The organism is Microbispora hainanensis (assembly GCF_006874475.1).
Lineage (GTDB): Bacteria > Actinomycetota > Actinomycetes > Streptosporangiales > Streptosporangiaceae > Microbispora > Microbispora hainanensis.
Window position 1 is genome coordinate 153,323 of the sequence record NZ_VIRM01000012.1, and the last position, 17,964, is coordinate 171,286.

The 17,964-nt window shown below is 71.9% G+C and carries 15 protein-coding genes; 14 read left to right on the forward strand and 1 reads right to left on the reverse strand.

From position 1 onward, the window contains the following. Window positions 1-31: 31 nt before the first annotated feature. The 3 genes from FLX08_RS12805 to FLX08_RS12815 all read left to right on the forward strand — a co-directional run bounded on the left by FLX08_RS12805 (window position 32) and on the right by FLX08_RS12815 (window position 3,734). On the forward strand, window positions 32-1,375 hold the full coding sequence (locus FLX08_RS12805) for a formimidoylglutamate deiminase (protein WP_244312596.1): 1,344 nt from the start codon (window positions 32-34) through the stop codon (window positions 1,373-1,375). A 53-nt stretch (window positions 1,376-1,428) separates the two neighbouring features. Further along, window positions 1,429-2,577 (forward strand): imidazolonepropionase, encoded by a 1,149-nt coding sequence (gene hutI, locus FLX08_RS12810; RefSeq protein WP_142619044.1) that lies wholly within the window; start codon window positions 1,429-1,431, stop codon window positions 2,575-2,577. Window positions 2,578-2,801: 224 nt separating this feature from the next. Further along, on the forward strand, window positions 2,802-3,734 hold the full coding sequence (locus FLX08_RS12815) for a sigma-70 family RNA polymerase sigma factor (protein ID WP_142619045.1): 933 nt from the start codon (window positions 2,802-2,804) through the stop codon (window positions 3,732-3,734). Window positions 3,735-3,854: 120 nt separating this feature from the next. Here FLX08_RS12815 and FLX08_RS12820 read toward each other — a convergent pair whose 3' ends face one another. After that, complete coding sequence (locus FLX08_RS12820) at window positions 3,855-4,316, reverse strand: Rossmann-fold NAD(P)-binding domain-containing protein (RefSeq protein WP_142619046.1); 462 nt, start codon at window positions 4,314-4,316, stop codon at window positions 3,855-3,857. Window positions 4,317-4,345: 29 nt separating this feature from the next. Here FLX08_RS12820 and FLX08_RS12825 point away from each other — a divergent pair, with 29 nt between their 5' ends. The 11 genes from FLX08_RS12825 to FLX08_RS12870 form a co-directional block, all read left to right on the forward strand. Further along, a complete protein-coding gene (locus FLX08_RS12825) occupies window positions 4,346-4,597 on the forward strand; it encodes a hypothetical protein (RefSeq protein WP_142619047.1) in 252 nt (83 codons plus the stop codon). Then, window positions 4,582-4,746: a hypothetical protein gene (locus FLX08_RS40565; RefSeq protein ID WP_167530387.1), complete on the forward strand. Its 165-nt coding sequence runs from the start codon at window positions 4,582-4,584 to the stop codon at window positions 4,744-4,746. Before FLX08_RS12825 ends, FLX08_RS40565 begins: the two co-directional genes overlap by 16 nt. A 396-nt stretch (window positions 4,747-5,142) precedes the next feature. Continuing rightward, window positions 5,143-6,459, forward strand: a complete 1,317-nt coding sequence (locus FLX08_RS12830) for an ammonium transporter (protein WP_142619048.1) — start codon at window positions 5,143-5,145, stop codon at window positions 6,457-6,459. Then, entirely contained in the window at window positions 6,456-6,794 is a 339-nt protein-coding gene (locus FLX08_RS12835) for a P-II family nitrogen regulator (RefSeq protein ID WP_142619049.1), read from the forward strand. The genes FLX08_RS12830 and FLX08_RS12835 overlap by 4 nt, the downstream gene beginning before the upstream one ends. A gap of 4 nt (window positions 6,795-6,798) precedes the next feature. After that, entirely contained in the window at window positions 6,799-9,150 is a 2,352-nt protein-coding gene (locus tag FLX08_RS12840; RefSeq protein WP_244312597.1) for a [protein-PII] uridylyltransferase, read from the forward strand. A gap of 230 nt (window positions 9,151-9,380) precedes the next feature. Further along, entirely contained in the window at window positions 9,381-12,767 is a 3,387-nt protein-coding gene (locus FLX08_RS12845; RefSeq protein ID WP_167530388.1) for a nitrate- and nitrite sensing domain-containing protein, read from the forward strand. Then, entirely contained in the window at window positions 12,764-13,183 is a 420-nt protein-coding gene (locus FLX08_RS12850; RefSeq protein ID WP_036327223.1) for a roadblock/LC7 domain-containing protein, read from the forward strand. Before FLX08_RS12845 ends, FLX08_RS12850 begins: the two co-directional genes overlap by 4 nt. A gap of 15 nt (window positions 13,184-13,198) precedes the next feature. Continuing rightward, window positions 13,199-13,558, forward strand: coding sequence for a DUF742 domain-containing protein (locus FLX08_RS12855; RefSeq protein WP_030510865.1), 360 nt, complete (start codon window positions 13,199-13,201; stop codon window positions 13,556-13,558). 28 nt (window positions 13,559-13,586) lie between these two features. Next, a complete protein-coding gene (locus FLX08_RS12860) occupies window positions 13,587-14,123 on the forward strand; it encodes a GTP-binding protein (protein ID WP_244312598.1) in 537 nt (178 codons plus the stop codon). 563 nt (window positions 14,124-14,686) lie between these two features. Next, on the forward strand, window positions 14,687-17,749 hold the full coding sequence (locus FLX08_RS12865; RefSeq protein ID WP_142619052.1) for a sensor histidine kinase: 3,063 nt from the start codon (window positions 14,687-14,689) through the stop codon (window positions 17,747-17,749). Continuing rightward, window positions 17,749-17,964 (forward strand): roadblock/LC7 domain-containing protein (locus tag FLX08_RS12870; RefSeq protein ID WP_142619053.1); only part of this gene is annotated, 216 nt, incomplete at its 3' end. The genes FLX08_RS12865 and FLX08_RS12870, both read left to right, overlap by 1 nt.

Genomic DNA, 17,964 nt, shown 5'->3' on the forward strand with positions numbered 1-17,964 from the left:
ATCACCGCCATGCCGCCCATCTGGAGGACCGGTGCACGTGACTTACTGGTGCGAGATGGCGTGGCTGCCGCCCGGCGAGATCGTGCAGAGTGTGGTCGTCGGCGTCGAGGGCCGCCGCATCGTCGAGGTCAGGCCCGAGGCGGCGCCTCCCCCCGGAGCCGTACGGCTGGCCGGGATCACCCTGCCCGGCCTGGCCAACTGTCACTCCCACGCCTTCCACCGGGCCCTGCGCGGCCACACCCAGACCGGCCGCGGCAGCTTCTGGACCTGGCGCGAGCGGATGTACGCGGTCGCCGAGGCGCTCGACCCGGACAGCTACCTCGCCCTGGCCACCGCGACGTACGCCGAGATGGCGCTCGCGGGGATCACCACCGTGGCCGAGTTCCACTACCTGCACCACGCCCCCGGGGGCCGGCCGTACGCCGACCCGAACGCGATGGGCCACGTGCTGGTCGAGGCGGCCAGGAGGGCCGGGCTGCGCATCACCCTGCTCGACACCTGTTATCTGACCGGCGGCATCGGCGACGCCCTCACCGGCACCCAGATGCGCTTCGGCGACGGGGACGCCGATCGATGGGCGGCCAGGGCCGACGACCTCGCCCGGGCGCACGAGGGCGAGGAGGACGTGGAGATCGGCGCGGCCATCCACTCCGTGCGCGCGGTGCCGCCCGAGCAGATGCCCGTGGTCGTCGACTTCGCCCACCGGCACACCGCGCCGCTGCACGCGCACGTCTCCGAGCAGCCGGCGGAGAACGAGGCGTGCGTCGAGCTCTACTCGGCCACGCCGGTGCAGGTGCTGCACGAGCACGGTGTGCTCGGACCGCGCTCGACCGCGGTGCACGCCACCCACCTGTCCGACGTGGACGTGGCGCTGCTCGGCGGCTCCACCACCCACGTGTGCATGTGCCCCACCACCGAGCGCGACCTCGCCGACGGCGTCGGCCCCGCCCGCAGGCTGCTGGACGCCGGATCGCCCGTCACGCTCGGCAGCGACAGCCAGGCGGTCATCGACCTGTTCGAGGAGGCCAGGGCGGTGGAGCTGGACGAGCGGCTGGTCACCGGCGAGCGCGGGCACTGGCACGCCGAGCAGCTCCTGAACGCCGCGACCGCCGTCGGGCAGGCGTCGCTGGGCTTCCCCGACGCCGGGTGCCTGGTGCCCGGGGCCTGGGCCGACCTCGTCTCCGTCCGGCTCGACTCGGTCCGTACGGCCGGAGCCACGAAGGCGACGGCGGTGGAGGCGGTGGTGTTCGCCGCCACCTCCGCCGACGTCTACTCGGTGGTGGCGGGCGGGCGGCGGATCGTGGAGGACGGACGGCACGTGCTCGGTGACGTCGGCGCGCTGCTGGGCGACGCGCTCGCCCCGCTCAACCGGTGAGGTTTGCGCCGTTCGCGGGGTGGCGAGGATCAGGAAACGTGGGGCCGAGCGGCATGACATCAGTCGTTTTCACGGGGATCGGATCGCTGTACACGGCGGACCCCGAGCGGGAGGAGATCCAGGACGCCGCGCTGGTGGCGGAGAACGGCGTGATCAGGTGGATCGGCCGGTCCGCCGACGCCCCGGCCGCCGACGAGCAGGTCGACGTGGAGGGACGCGCGGTCGTCCCGGGGTTCGTGGACAGCCACGCGCACCTGGTGTTCGCCGGCGACCGCACCGAGGAGTTCGCCGCGCGGATGGCCGGACAGCCCTACACCGCCGGCGGCATCCGCTCGACCGTCGCCGCCACCCGCCGGGCCACCATCCCCGAGCTGGTGTCCACGACCGCGCTGCTGGTCTCCGAGATGACCATGCAGGGCACCACGACGTTCGAGATCAAGAGCGGCTACGGCCTGACCGTGGACGACGAGCGCCGCAGCCTGGAGATCGCCTGCCAGTTCACCGAGGAGACCACGTTCCTCGGGGCGCACGTCGTGCCGCCGGAGACGTGCGCCGACGACTACGTCCGGCTCGTGACCGGCCCGATGCTGGAAGCGTGCGCGCCGTACGCCAAGTGGGTGGACGTGTTCTGCGAGCGCGGCGCGTTCGGCGAGGAGCACAGCAGGGAGGTGCTCGCGGCGGGCCGCAAGGCCGGGCTGCAGCTCAGGGTCCACGCCAACCAGCTCGGACCGGGGCCGGGCGTGCGGCTGGCCTGCGAGATGGGGGCGGCCTCCGCCGACCACTGCACCCATCTCACCGACGCCGACGTGGACGCGCTGGCCGCCTCCGGGGTGGTCGCCACCCTGCTGCCGGGCGCGGAGTTCTCCACCAGGTCGCCCTACCCGGACGCGCGGCGGCTGCTCGACGCGGGCGTCACGGTGGCCCTGGCGACCGACTGCAACCCGGGCTCCTCGTTCACCACCTCGATGCCGTTCTGTGTCGCCCTGGCCGTACGCGAGATGGGCATGACGCCGCTCGAGGCCGTGCGGGCGGCCACCCGCGGCGGGGCGCGGGCGCTGCGGCGCACCGACGTGGGCACCCTGTGCGCCGGCGCCCGCGCGGACCTCGTCATCCTGGAGGCGCCGTCGTACGTCCACCTCGCCTACCGGCCCGGAGTGCCGCTGGTGGCGCAGGTGTGGCAAATGGGGCGTCGCCTCGTTTAGACCCCCGCAAACTGGGTAAACGCCTTTCTTCCCGGCCGCGCATCCTCCTCAGGGAGGAAAACGAAACCATTCCCCGGTCGTATCCGTTTGGGGAATCTTTGCCATGGACCGGCCGTTGTCCGGGTCAGAAGCAGGAAGCCGGGGACCGTGCCGAACGGGGCGGACACGTCCGGCTCACCGGCTCACATATTGCATATCGCGGCGGCGGAACGAGGTGCCATCGGATGGCGACGGGGAATCGGACGCAGGAACAGCACATCTCTGACCGGGATCTGCTCGGGACATATCTGGCCGAGATCGGCCGCGTCCCCTTGCTGACCGCGGAGCAGGAGGTCGAGCTGGCCAAGCGCATCGAGGCGGGGTTGTTCGCCGAGCAGCTGCTCGACAGCGGGCGGCCCGAGCCGAAGATCGCGAACGCGACCGACGAGGAGCTGGAGCGCATCGCGATCTCGGGGCGGCGGGCGAAGGACGAATTCATCCAGGCGAATCTGCGTCTCGTGGTCGCGGTCGCGAGGAAATACTCCGGACGGGGAATGCCGCTGATCGATCTTGTGCAGGAGGGCAACCTCGGTCTGGTCCGCGCCGTGGAGAAGTTCGACTATCGCCGGGGATACAAGTTCTCGACCTACGCCACGTGGTGGATCAGGCAGTCGGTGGGCCGCTCGATCCACGAGCAGGCGCGGCCGGTGCGGCTGCCCACCCACGCGGGCGAGCAGATGACGCGGCTCATGCGGGTGCGCAGGGACATGCTGGCGGAGTCCGACGCGGAGCCGACCGACGCCGACCTCGCCGAGGTGCTCGACCTGCCGATCGAGCGGGTGCAGGAGCTGCGCCGCTGGGCCTCCGACCCGGTCTCCCTCCAGCTCGGTGTGGGCGACGAGGACGAGACCGAGCTCGGCGACATGATCGCCGACGAGACGTGGGCGGACCCCGAGCAGCAGGCCATGGCCACGCTGGAGAAGGAGCGCCTTGAGGAGTGGCTGACCGGCCTGGAGGGCCAGATGCGCGAGATGCTGCGCTGGCGCTACGGCCTGGTGGACGGCCGCGAGCACACCCTCACCGAGGTGGGAGAGCGCTACGGCATCGGGCGTGACCGGGCCCGGCGCATCGAGCGCGACGCGCTGGTGCGGCTGCGCAAGATGGCCAGCGCCGCCTGACCGGCGGTCCGCCCTCGGCCGGGGTCTCGCCCGGGTGACGAAGGCCGGCGTCCGCGGTCGTCCGTGAGCGTCGTCGGTTCGTCATGCGGAGAGGGGGCGCGCCCCGCCCGCCGGCCTCCTCTACTCGGCTTCGCCGCCGAGCCGCAGTGCGTGAGCGTTCCGGGCGCACCAGTCGGAGAAGGTCCGGGGGCGGCGGCCGAGCAGGTGGTGCACGGTGCCGGTGCGGACTCCGTCCGTGTCCGCGCGCATGAGCGCCGCGGCTTCGAGGATCGCGTCGGCAAGGGGCTTCGGCGCGCCGTCGGGGTAGCGGGACCGGACGATCTCCTCGGGGGTGGCCGCCGCACGGACCTCTATGCGACGGCCGATGGTGGCGGCGATGGTCGCGACCTGCTCGGCGATGGTGAATGTCTCGTCACCGGTGAGGGTGTAGGTCTGGCCTTCATGGCCGTTCTCGGTCAGCACGAGGGCGGCGACGGCCGCGATGCCGGCCGGATCGATCGGCGCGGACCGGCCCGGCCCGATCGCGTCGAGGACGACCCCCTCCTTCCTGATGGGCGGCCCCCATTCCAGGACATTGGTCATGAAACCGCCGGAACGCAGGATCGTGGCCGGTGCGCGCGGCGGTGACGGCGTTCGCGGCCTGGTCCACGCAGATGCCCGGGGTGAGCAGGAAGACCCGGTCGACGCCGTCGAAGGCGGGAGCGAGCGTCGAGGGCTCGTCCAGGTCGCCGGGCACGCGCTCGGCGCTCGCGGGCAAGCCGGCCGCGCGGGCGGGGGCGCGGACGATGGCCACCCGGATGAGCGCCACCGGGCTGCTCGTCCGCCGTCGCGACGTGACAGCAGGCTCGTGCGGCTCTGGCTGACCGACGCGGGCCGAGCGCTTCGGGAGCCGGTCGAGGCCGAGCGCCGCAGCCTGGAAGACAAGATCACCGCCGGTCTCACCGAGACCGAGCTCCGCCGGCTGATGGCCGCGCCGGGCAAGGTCTACGACTCGGCCAGAGAACTGCTGTGAACAGGGCATTCGACGCCGAGGACGGCAGATCGGTCAGGGGCGGGGGAGGCGTCTCATCGGTCGTCGCCGCGGCGTCGGACGTGGACGGGCACGCATAGAACGCAGCCCTCGGCCGCTTCGCGGCCGTCGCGTCGGCCGTCGCGTCGGCCCGAGTGGAGGGCCGACGACGCGCATCCGTTCCGGGTGCGCGTTTTGTCGTTCCCAGCACGTCCGAAACCGGCCCGAAACACGGTGGTGGCGAGTTTCACACATGTGAAACACACATGGTCGTGGGCTGAAACGGCGGAAGAACACGCTGTCGCCAACGTCAGTGCGCCAGCCGGCCGAGGTTGCCCGGGAGGAAGTCACTGCGGGAGTGATAACGGCCACACGCCAAATGTAAGGAGGGCCGCGTCGGTGAAGATCGATACCGGCACCACCGCCTGGATGATCACAGCCACCGCTCTGGTGCTGCTGATGACGCCCGGGCTCGCGTTCTTCTACGGGGGCATGACCAGGGCGAAGAGCGTCCTGAACATGATGATGATGTCGTTCGTCAGCATCATCACCATCACCCTCGCCTGGGTCTTGTACGGCCACTCGCTGGCCTTCGACGCCTTCGGCGACGGTGACAACTTCATCAACAAGCTCGTGGGCGGGGGAGACGCCCTCGGCCTGCAGAGCCTCATCGACACGCCCACCGCGGACGACGGCACCGGTATGCCGAGCCTGGTGTTCTCGGCCTTCCAGCTCACCTTCGCGATCATCACCGTGGCCCTCATCAGCGGCGCCATCGCCGACCGCGCGAAGTTCGGCGCGTGGGTCGTCTTCGGCCTCGCCTGGGCGACGATCGTCTACTTCCCCGTGGCCCACTGGGTCTGGGGCGGCGGCTGGCTGGCGAACCTCGGCATCGAGGACTTCGCCGGAGGCACGGTCGTCCACGTGAACGCCGGTGCCGCCGGTCTCGCGCTGGCGCTGGTGCTCGGCAAGCGCACCGGGTGGCGCAAGGACCCGATGCGGCCGCACAATCTGACCCTGGTCCTGCTCGGCGTGGGCCTGCTGTGGTTCGGCTGGTTCGGCTTCAACGCGGGCTCCGAGCTCGCCGTCGACGGCACCGCCGGCCTCGCCTTCATGAACACCCAGGTCGCCACGGCCGCCGCCGCCGGCGCCTGGATCCTGGTGGAGAAGCTGCGCGACGGCCACTCCACCACCCTCGGCGTCGCCTCCGGCGCCGTCGCCGGCCTCGTCGCCATCACCCCCGCCTGTGGCTTCATCGACCCGTGGGCGGCGCTCGTACTCGGCCTCGTCGCCGGCGCGGTCTGCGCGTACGCGGTCGGCCTGAAGTATCGTCTCGGCTTCGACGACTCGCTCGACGTGGTCGGCGTGCACCTGGTCGGCGGCGCGATCGGCGCGGTCTCCCTCGGCATCATCGCCCGCTACCCCTTCGCGGACGGCCAGAACGAGGGCCTCATCTACGGCGGCCCGCTTTCCCAGCTCGGCGTGCAGGCCCTCGGTCCTGTCGCGGTGGGCCTCTACTCCTTCATCATGGCGTATGTCATCGGAAAGATCATCGACAAGACGATGGGCTTCCGGATCAACCAGGAGGACGAGGTCACCGGCATCGACATCACGACCCACGCCGAGACCGGGTACGACCTCGGCACCGTCCACTCCTCGGGAGTGGCCTCAGTCAACGGGCCCGTGCCCGCGCCTGCGAAGAAGGTCGACGCATGAAACTCATCACCGCAGTCATCAAGCCGTTCAAACTGGACGACGTGAAGGCCGCCCTGGAGCAGTCCGGCATCAAGGGGATGACCGTCTCGGAGGCCAGCGGCTACGGCCGCCAGCGCGGCCACACCGAGGTCTACCGCGGCGCCGAGTACCAGGTCGACCTGGTGCCCAAGGTCCGGGTCGAGGTCCTCGCCGAGGAGGATGACGCCGAGGACGTCATCGACGTCATCGTCAAGGCGGCCCAGACCGGCAAGATCGGCGACGGCAAGGTCTGGTCGGTCCCCGTGGACACCGTCGTCCGGGTCCGCACCGGGGAGCGCGGGCCGGAGGCGCTGTAACCGGATGATGAGAGGGGAGGCGCGCTCGTTCGCCGCGGTCCGCAAGGACAGGGCCGCGGACATCGACAGATGGCTCACCGATCTGTTCCGCACGGCGGCCACGCGGCCGTACGCGCGGGAGGGCGGATCGGGAGGGAAGGGCGGCTTCCCCGACGAGCGCGGCCCCGCCGCCTCCCACGGGAGCGGCCCCACTGGAATCGGACACAGCGGGGCCGCTCCCAACGGGATCAGCGGGGTCGCCCTCGTCGCGGTCGGCAGCCTGGGGCGGAGCGAGCTCGCCCCGGGCAGCGACCTCGACCTGGTCCTGCTGCACGACGGCCGCGACGATGTGGCGAGGATCGCCGACCGCATCTGGTATCCCATCTGGGACTCCGGGATCGGCCTCGACCACTCGGTCCGTACGGTGGACGAGGCGGTGAAGGTCGCCAGGGAGGACCTCAAGGCCGTGCTGGGCCTTATCCAGGCGCGCCACGTGGTGGGGGACCCCGAGCTGACGAGATCCGTGCGGGAGGCCGTGCTCGCCGAGTGGCGGGCCGACTCCCGGCGCAGGCTGGCCGAGCTGCGCGCGGCGGCCGACAAGCGCGCCGAGGTCGGCGGCGAGCTGGCCTTCCTGCTCGAACCGGACCTCAAGGACTCCAGGGGCGGGCTGCGCGACGTGCAGGCGATGCAGGCCGTGGCCGCCGCCTGGGTCGCCTCGGCCCCCGGCCCGCGGGTCCGGGAGGCGTACGAGCTGCTGCTGGACATCAGGCACGGGCTGCACCTCGTCACCGCGCGCGGCACCGACCGCCTGGTGCTCCAGGAGCAGGACGCGGTCGCGGGCACACTGGGCCTGCTGGACGCCGAGGCGCTGATGCGCCGCCTGGCCGAGGCGGGCCGCACCATTTCCCACGCGTTCGACGCCACCTGGCGGACGGTCGACCGGCTGCTCACCGGTCCCGCTCCCCGGGGCCGCAGGCCGCTCGCCGACGGTGTGGTGGAGCACGGCGGCGAGGTCGTGCTGGCCCGCGGCGTCAACCCCCGCACCGACCCCACGCTCGTGCTGCGCGCCGCCGCGGCCGCCGCCGAGGCCGGGCTGCCGCTCGCGCCCGCGACGGTCGGCGCGCTCGCCGCGCAGTCGCCGCCGCTGCCCGTGCCATGGCCCCCGGAGGCGCGCGGCGCGCTGGTCGCCCTGCTCGGCGCCGGGCGCGCGGCCGTGCCGGTCTGGGAGGAGCTCGACCAGGCCGGTGTGCTCGTGAAGCTCATCCCCGACTGGGAGCGTGTGCGGCACCGCCCCCAGCGCAACCCCGTGCACCGCTACACCGTGGACCGGCACCTCATCGAGACCGCGGCCGGGGCCGCGGCCTTCACCCGCGAGGTGTCCCGCCCCGACCTGCTGCTGATCTCGGCGCTCCTGCACGACGTCGGCAAGGGCTGGCCGGGCGACCACTCCACCACAGGTGAGATCGTGGCCAGGGACATCGGCACCCGCATGGGCCTGCCGCCGGCGGACGTGGACGTCCTCGCCACCGTGGTGCGCCATCACCTGCTGCTGCCGGAGACCGCCACCCGGCGCGACCTGGACGACCCGGTCACCATCTCCAGGGTCGCGGAGGCCATCGGGTCCCGCGAGGTGCTCGAACTGCTGGCCGCGCTGGCGGTGGCCGACGGCAACGCCACCGGCCCGGCCGCGTGGAACTCCTGGAAGGCGTCCCTGGTCTCCGACCTGGTCCGGCGGGTGCGGTCGGTGCTGTCCGGCACGCCTCCGATGCCCGCGCCGGTGCTCTCCCCCGAGCAGGCGGCGCTCGCCCGGCACGGTGGCGGCGCGGTGCGGGTGAACGGGAGCGCGGTCACCGTGGTCGCGCCCGACCGGCCGGGCCTGCTGTGGCGGGCGGCCGGGGTGCTCGCGGCGCACCGCATGGCGGTCCGCTCCGCCTCCGCCGCGTCGGCCGGGTCGACGGCGGTCATCGAGTTCGTCGTCGTCCCCGAGTACGGCACGCCGCCCGACCCGGCGACGCTGGAGGCCGATCTGCGCCTCGTCCTGGCCGGCCGGCTCGACATCGAGCAGCGCCTGGCCCGGCGGGCGAGGTCGATGCGCCCGTCCCGGGTGCCGGTCGCGCCGCCCCGGGTCACCCTGGTGGACGACGCGTCGCTGACGGCCAGCGTGGTGGAGGTGCGGGCGCACGACAGACCCGGGCTGCTGTGGCGGATCGGCCGTGCGTTCGGCGACTGCGGCCTTGACGTACGCGCCGCGCGTGTGGAGACTCTGGGCGCAGAAGCGGTGGATGTCTTCTATGTGGCGGATCGTACGGGCCGCCCCATTCTCGATGAGCAACAGCGGATCCAGGTGCGAGAGCATGTGCTTGCGGCACTCAGATGACGTAAGTAACGATCCTCACCTCTTGGTAACAATTGGGGTGCTGCGGTAGGGGTAGGGCCGCTCCCCATCGTGACCTTGTGGTCGAATTGTCCCCGCTTATACAGCTGTGTCACTTCATGCTGTCCAGACGCGTGAAGACAGGCCGAACGATGGCGGGGCCGGTGAGCATGGAGCAGTCGAATACCGATAACCGCAGGCGGCGGAGTCGTCTCTCGCCGCGCAACTGGAGAGTGCCCACACGTCTGACCGCGCTGATCCTCGCCCCGACGCTCGTGGCCGTGCTCCTCGCCGGCGTCCGCGTCGTGGGTTCGATCGACAGCCTGACGGCCTACCAGCGGACCAGGTCGGCGGCGGAATACTCGGTGCACCTGCGGGATCTGGCCGAGCAGCTGGCTCTCGAACGCGACCTGTTCGTCTGGGGCGGCAACACCAGCCGTAAGTTCAACATCGACGGGGAGACGGTCGTGACCCGCGCCCAGCAGCGCGCGGCGGTCGACCCGCTCATCGCACAGGTGAAGGCCGACCTCAAGGACATCGACGAGGAATACGGCCCGCGTGCGGTGGAGCAGGCCCAGCAGCTCTCCAGCCGCCTCTCGAGCCTCACGGGCATCCGCAAGAACGGTGCGCCGGAGGACTACAGCGCCGTGATCGCCAACGTCCTGCGCCTGCACGACGAGCTGGGCAACAACGACGACAACGCCGCGATCCTGGGCAACCTCCGCGCCCTCAGCGCTCTGGCCCACGCCAAGGAGGAGTCGGCGGTGCAGCGGGCCACCCTCACCCGTGAGCTGCTGGAGCGCAACCAGGTCTTCACCACGTTCGAGCTGCAGGACTTCCTGGCCTCCCAGTCGCGCCAGCAGAGCGCCCTGGCGACGTTCTACACCGAGGCCCCGGCGGCCGAGGCGAGCCGCCTGGTCACCCTTCTGGGCGACAAGGACGTGGTCAACAGCGAGCTGACCAAGTCGTGGGCGCTCACGCTCGGCCTGCAGAACCAGTCCCTCAGCCGCTATCGGGGCAGGGACAGGACGGCCCAGCAGTGGTTCCAGGACAGCACGAAGGCGATCGAGCAGATGGCGGCCGTCGAGGGCCGCGTGTCGGGGCTGGTGCAGAGCCGCGCCCGCGACCTGCAGTCGGTCGAGCAGCGCAACGCCCTCATCGCCGGTGGCCTGATCCTCGCGCTCCTCGTGCTCGTGCTCGTCACGACCGTGCTCATCGCGCGGTCGATGGTGCGGCCGCTGCGCCGCCTGCGGGCGGAGGCGCTGGACATCGCGGGGCGGAGGCTGCCGGACATCGTCCGGCAGATGCGCGAGTCCGAGGATCCCGAGCGCGAGTCCCACGTGCAGCCGATCCCGGTCGACAGCAGCGACGAGATCGGCGAGGTGGCGCAGGCCTTCGACGAGGTCCACACGCAGGCCGTGCGCCTGGCCGCCGAGGAGTCCCGCCTGCGCGCCAACGTCAACGCGATGTTCGTGAACCTCTCCCGCCGTACGCAGACGCTGGTGGAGCGGCAGATCTCGCTGATCGACGGCCTGGAGCGCGGCGAGGAGGACGGCCGGCGTCTGGCCGACCTCTTCAAGCTGGACCACCTGGCCACGCGCATGCGCCGCAACAGTGAGAACCTCCTGGTCCTCGCCGGTCACGAGCCGCCGCGCAAGCGGAGCCAGCCCGCCCGGCTGGTCGACGTGGTGCGCGCCTCGCTGTCGGAGGTCGAGGACTACGAGCGGGTCGTCGTCCGGATCCCCCGGACGATCGCGATCGCCGGGCACGCCGCGAACGACGTCGTCCACCTGCTCGCGGAGCTGGTCGAGAACGCCATCGCCTTCTCGCCGCGCAACACCAAGGTGGTCGTCTCCAGCAGCCCCGTCGAGGGCGGCGCCGTGATGCTCGGCGTCACCGACGCGGGCATCGGCATGTCGCCGGAGGAGCTCGCGGAGATCAACCGCCGCCTGGCCGAGCCGCCCACGATCGACGTCTCGGTGTCCCGGCGGATGGGCCTGTTCGTGGTCGGCCGCCTCGCGTTGCGGCACGGCATCCGCGTGCAGCTGCGCCGGGGCGACGGCGCGGGCGTCATCGCGATGGTGCTGTTCCCCTCTCAGCTCATCTCCAACGCCGACCAGCCCATGATGCCGCGTCCCTCCGTACCCGCCGGGCAGACGGCGTCAGGACTGCCGGCGCGGCAGGCGTTCGCCGAGCCGGACCCGCTTGGTCCCGCCGCGCCGGGGGGCGGTTCGTTCGAACCCTGGAGCCCCGGCAACGGCGCGGCGGGCGGCGTCGGCGCCCGCAGGCCCTCGGCCGCCGGCGGGAACGGTCCCGGCGGGAACGGGCTCAGCGGCGCCGGCGCCGGCGGCACGGGCGGGTTCGCCGCGTTCGGCGCGCCGACGGTGGACGCGCCCGCGGAGAGCGCCTACGGAGAGAGCGCCTACGGGGAGAGCGGGTTCGGGGAGAGCGGGTTCGGCGAGCACACGGGGCCGCAGTCGATGCCGGGCCGCGCCGGGAGGGCGCCGGAGGGCGACATGCCCCGTCCGGCGTTCGGCGAGCAGCCCGGGTCGTCGTGGCCGTCGTCGTTCTCCGAAAGCGGACCCCGGAGCGGGTCCCCCGGCGGGTCGCTGAGCGGATCGCAGAGCGGATCCCTGAGTGGATCGCAGAGCGGAGCGGCGAGCGGGAGCGGCGACGACCGCTCGGAGCACTCGTGGCCGTCGCTGCCCACCGGGCCGAACGCGCTGCCGCGGCGGGGCGCCTCCACGGGCCCCACGGCCTTCTCGCCGTCGAGCACGGGCCCGAACGCGTTCTCCCCGTCCAGCACCGGACCCACGGCGTTCCCTCAGCCGGGTTCCACGTCGAGCACGGGACCGACGGCCTTCTCGCCGTCGAGCACGGGCCCGAACGCGTTCTCCCCGTCCAGCACCGGACCCACGGCGTTCCCTCAGCCGGGTTCCACGTCGAGCACGGGACCGACGGCCTTCTCCCCGTCCAGCACCGGGCCGAACGCCTTCCCCGGCGCGGCGCCGTCCGCGGGAGGGTCCGAGGACGTCGCGTCGTCCGCGGGGCCGCTGCCGTCGGTGGAGGAGTCGCCGCTGGAGCAGGGCGAGGAGTTCCTGCCGATCTTCGCCTCGGTCGAGTCGGCGTGGTTCCGGCGTCCCTCCGACACCGGCCCGCAGGCCGCGCCCGCGGCGCCGACCGGCGCGGACGCGGACAAGCCGGCGGAGAGGTCCGGAGAGATGTCCGGAGAGAAGCCCGGGGAGACCACCGGGGAGATCGCGCGGGTGCCGCGTTCCGCTCCCGCCCCGGCGCCCGCCGCCCCGCAGGCGCAGGGCGGGAGCCCCGGTGCGTGGCGGTCGCGGGCCGACAGCGGCTTCCAGGCCGCGGCGAGCGCCCGTGACCCCCTGCTGGGCGGCGTGACCGCGGCGGGCTTGCCGAAGCGCACGCCGAAGGCCAACCTGGTGCCGGGTTCGGTGGGCGCGGACGGCCCCGCCGCCGCCGCGGCCCCGCGCCCCCCGGTCTCGGCCGAGGCGGTGCGCAGCCGCCTGTCCAGCTTCCAGCAGGGTGTGAGGCGAGGCCGGGCCGAGACGTCCGGAGGGCTCGCCGAAGGGTCGGGTAAAGAGGAGGAGGGCTCGTGACTGAGCTGAGCGTGGAAGCACGCAGGTTCGACTGGCTGATCACCGAGTTCGTCGGCAGCACGCCTGGCGTGGCGCACGCGGTGGTGGTGTCGTCGGATGGCCTGCGGCTGGCCCAATCGGACGGCTTTCCGCCTGACCGCGCCGACCAGCTCGCGGCTGTCGCCGCCGGCCTGCTCAGCCTCACCGTCGGCGCCTCGCGGGTGTTCGAGGGAGGCTCGGTGACGCAGACCGTCGTCGAGATGCAGCGGGGACTGCTGCTCGTGATGGCGATCAGTGACGGCTCCTGCCTCGCCGTGCTCGCCGCACCGGACTGCGACATGGGCCTGGTGGCCTACCAGATGACCCTGCTCGTCGAACGGGCGGGCCAGGTGCTCACTCCGGCGCTGCGCGCCGAGCTGCAGACGTCGCGGCGATGACAAGAGGAGAGGGCCGTGCGTGATCGTGACGGGACAGAGGACGAGCCTCTGTTCCGTCCGTACGCCGTCACCGGTGGCCGATCCGAGCCGCGTTACCACATGGCGATGGAAACCCTCGTATCATCGGTGACCTTGAAGAGCAATGATTATTCTCTGCTCAGCCCAGAGCAGGAATCGATCATGATGCTATGTCGTTCCGTACGATCGGTCGCGGAGATCTCGGCACTGCTCCGGGTCCCGCTCGGCGTGGCCCGCGTGCTCATCGCCGACATGGCCGACGAGGGTCTGGTCCGCCTGCACATGCCGCAGCTGAACCAGGGACAGCCAGACCTCAACCTGCTCGAAAGGGTGCTCAGTGGACTACGCAGGCTCTAGCCGTGGTCTTACCTCGACGAAGATCGTCGTGGCGGGTGGGTTCGGCGTCGGGAAGACGACCTTCGTCGGTGCCGTCTCCGAGATCCTGCCGCTGACGACCGAGGCCGTGATGACCGACGCCAGTGCGGGCATCGACGACCTCGGGCTCACGCCGAACAAGACGACCACCACGGTCGCCATGGACTTCGGCCGGCTCTCGCTCGACCAGGACCTCATCCTCTATCTGTTCGGCACGCCGGGCCAGCACCGCTTCTGGTTCATGTGGGACGACCTCGTCCGCGGCGCCATCGGTGCGGTCGTGCTCGTCGACAGCCGCCGGCTCGCCGACTGCTTCCCGGCCATCGACTACTTCGAGGAGGCCCAGCTTCCCTTCCTGGTCGCCATGAACGGCTGGGAGGGCCAGTTCCTCCACTCGGAGGACGAGGTCCGTGAGGCGCTGTCGCTGCCTCCGCACGTCCCCGTCGTCCGTACGGACGCGCGCTCGCGGGAAGCCGTCAAGTCCACGCTCATCAGCCTGGTCGAATACGTGCTCACCGTCCGGGCCGCGTACGGCAGACAGTACTGAGTCCGGGACAGCGCGTGTTCCAGGAAAACCTTGCCCTGTGGTCGGGGGCGACGAGGGCGGCATCCAGGTGGGTGCCGCCCTCGCGGCGTCCGGCCCGGGCGCGACGCCGGGGTGGCATTCTTTGCCTTCGGGGGCCTCGTCTCCAGGACCCGCGACTACCCGGCAGGGCAGAATTCGGTATTGATGCTGACCCGATATTTAACCAAATAACATCATCTACATGCCTGTCTAGGCTGTTTGTGCACGGGTGTTCGGTTGGCCTCCCTGGTGTCGGTGTGCTGCAATTACCCTCGCCTGCAGGACGTCTCGCACGTCACGCCAGCCACATCCGTGCTGAGACACTCCCCCTGTGCGCACATACTGCGAGAGGTTGCAAAGCCTGTGAGGACACAAGACCCCCGGACCGACGAGAGCCCCGGGACCGGGGTTCCGGCTGAGCAGGAGCCCGACGAGGGTAGTCGTTTTCTCCTGCGCAACTGGCGCGTGCGCTCAGGCTTGTCGCGCTGATCCTCATCCCCACCGCGGCGGCGCTGCTGCTCGGCGGTCTGCGGGTCGTCACGTCGGTGAACACGGCGGCCGAGTATCAGCAGATCAGTGACCTGGCGCGACTCGTCGACAAGGTCGCGGGCCTCACCCACGAGCTGCAGTCGGAACGCGACCGCGCCGCCTGGAACGCCACGCTCGGCCATCCGGCGAAGGCGACCGCCGCGGTCAAGGCGCAGACCCTGCTCACCAACAAGGCGGCCACCGCCGTACGCGACCTGGCCAACGAGGTCAGGCCGAAGGTGAGCAGCCGCGCCTCCGACGAGATCGACCACATCATCGGCAAGCTCGACGGCGTGGAGGTCCTGCGGAGCCAGGCCATGCAGGGGAACCTGCAACCGAGCGCCGTGCTCGATCAGTACACCCTCGTCATCGAGACCCTGCTGGCCCTGCAGGACGAGCTGGCCAAGAGCACGCAGGACGACCGGCTCGCCTCCTCGTCCGTCACGCTGGCCGCGCTCGCCCGCGCGAAGGAGAGCGCCTCCGTGCAGCGTGGTCTGCTGACCACGGTGCTGCCCAACGGCCGCTTCGAGCAGGCCCAGCTGCAGAACTTCCTCGGTGCCGTGTCCGCCCAGGACAGCGAGCAGCGCGCCTTCCGCAAGAGCGCCACCGCCGCGGAACGCACCGACTACGACAACGCGGTCACCGGTGGCAAGGTCGACCAGGCGGAGTTCATCCGCACACTGGTGCTCGACCGCGCCAACGCGGGCTTCCCGCTCAAGGGCTTCGACCTGTCGGTGCGCGACGACACCCGCCTCTGGTACGACGCGATGTCGCAGCCCATCAACCGGATGCGCACCGTCGAAGCGAAGCTGACCTCCTCCATCGTGGCCCGGAGCCAGACGCTGAAGGACGACGAGCAGCAGCGGGCCATCATCGTGGCCGTCGCCGTCGCCCTCCTGCTGATCGCGGTTCTGCTCGTCACCACCGGCGTCGCCCGCTCGCTCGTACGCCCGCTGCGGCGGCTGCGCTCCGAGGCGCTGGAGATCGCCGGCAGCCGCCTCCCCGACACGGTCCAGAAGCTGCGGGAGGCCGGCGACGCCGCCGAGGTCCCGCCCATCGCCCCGATCCAGGTGGTCGGCCGCGACGAGATCGGTGAAGTCGCGCGGGCCTTCGACGAGGTCCACCGCGAGGCGATCCGGCTGGCGGGCGACGAGGCCCGGCTCCGGAGCAACGTCAACGCGATGTTCGTGAACCTGTCGCGGCGCACGCAGACGCTGGTGGAACGCCAGCTGTCCCTGATCGACGGCCTGGAGCAGGGCGAGCAGGACGAGCAGCGGCTCGGGAACCTGTTCAAGCTCGACCACCTGGCGACCCGCATGCGCCGCAACAGTGAGAACCTCCTGGTTCTCGCCGGGCAGGAGCCCGCGCGCCGCTGGGGCCAGCCGGTGCCCATCGTCGACGTCGTACGCGCCTCGCTGTCGGAGGTCGAGGGCTACGAGCGCGTCGACATCAAGGTGCAGGCCGGAGCGTCGGTCGTCGGCCAGTCGGTCAACGACGTCGTCCACCTCGTGGCCGAGCTGGTGGAGAACGCCATCTCCTTCTCGCCCCGCGACACCAAGGTCACGGTGGCGAGCAACCGCATCGACGGCGGCGGCCTGATCATCTCCGTCAGCGACCAGGGCATCGGCATGACGCCCGAGGAGCTGGCCCAGACCAACTACCGGCTCGCCAACCCGCCGGTCGTGGACGTGTCGGTGTCCCGCCGCATGGGCCTGTTCGTGGTCGGCCGCCTGGCGCTGCGCCACGGCATCCGCGTGCAGCTGCGCCAGCAGGACACCGGCGGCCTGACGGCCATGGTGCTGCTGCCCGAGGCGCTGCTGGCCAACGCCGGCCCGGCGTTCCCTGGCGTGCCGGGCATGCCGCAGCCGGAGCTGACCAGCCCGATGCCGGTGGTCGGAACCGGGCCGCAGTTCGGCGCTTCCATGTTCGGCAACGCGCCGGCCCTCGCCAGCCCGACGCCGTTCGAGAACCCGCCGCGCACCCCGGTGTTCGGCGCGGACGCGCCCGGCGTCGGCACCCCCGGCGCGGACCCCTTCGAGCGCGGGCCCTTCGAGTCGTTCCCGCGGGAGACCGTCGGCTTCGACCCCGACCCGTTCGCCCGCAACCCGTTCGAGCCGCCGCCGGGCCGCGGCGCGGACGCCGACCCGTTCGCGCGCAACCCCTTCGAGGCGGGCGGTGCGGGGCGGCCGGGCGAGCCGTCCGATCCCTTCGCCCGCAACCCCTTCGACACCGGCGGCTTCGGTCAGGGCGGGCAGCCCGACCCCTTCGCCCGCAGCCCGTTCGAGTCCGGGCCGTTCGACCGGGCGGCCTTCGACAAGACGCCGGTCGAGAGGACGGCGCCGGAGCGGGACCCGTTCGAGACGACGACCTTCGACTCGGGGCCGTTCGACGCCAGTCCCTTCGACACCAACCCGTTCAGCCGGGGTCACGTCGGCGAGGCCCCCGTGGACACGCCCTGGCCCGGCCACCTGCCCCCTCCGGGAGGCGGCTCCTGGCCCGGCGCCTCGCAGGACGACGGCGCGGGCTGGCCCGGACGGACCGGTCGCGGCTCGTTCGAAGGCGACGACAACACCGGCCCGCTGCCGGTGGTGCGGACCTCGCCGCTGGAGTCGGAGGAGGAGTTCCTGCCGATCTTCGCCGCGGTCGAGTCGGACTGGTTCAAGAAGGTCGACCTCCCGGCGGACAAGAACGACTCGAACGATGAGTCCGCCACCGACTCCAGGAGCTGGTCGTCCCCGGCGGACGCCGGCTGGCAGGCGGCCAAGGCGGCCAGCGAGCCGGCCCTGGGCGGGGTCACCTCGTCCGGCCTGCCCAAGCGGGTGCCCAAGGCCAACCTGGTGCCCGGCTCGGCCACGGCTCCCACCCCTTCCGCGGAGCCCGCCGCGGCAGCGGCGGCCACCCCGCCGCCGCCCCCGCCCGTGCTCTCGCCCGAGCGGGTGCGCAGCAGACTCTCCAGCTTCCAGCAGGGCGTCCGGCAGGGCCGGGCCGTCGCCCGCGGGGAGGCCGGGGAGGACCAGGGATATCCCGGGGCGGCGCCCCTGGGCACGCCCGATGCCCAGGACAGTGAGAAGGAGGACTGATGAGGGAAATGAGCCAGGCCGCACGCGGCATCAACTGGTTGATCACGGACTTCGTGAACAACGTGCCGGGTGTGGCGCACACCGTGGTGGTGTCGGCCGACGGGTTGCCTCTTGCGTTCTCGGACGGGTTTCCGAAGGACCGGGCGGATCAGCTGGCGGCGGTCGCGGCCGGGTTGATCAGCTTGACGCAGGGTGCGTCGCGGGTGTTCGAGGGT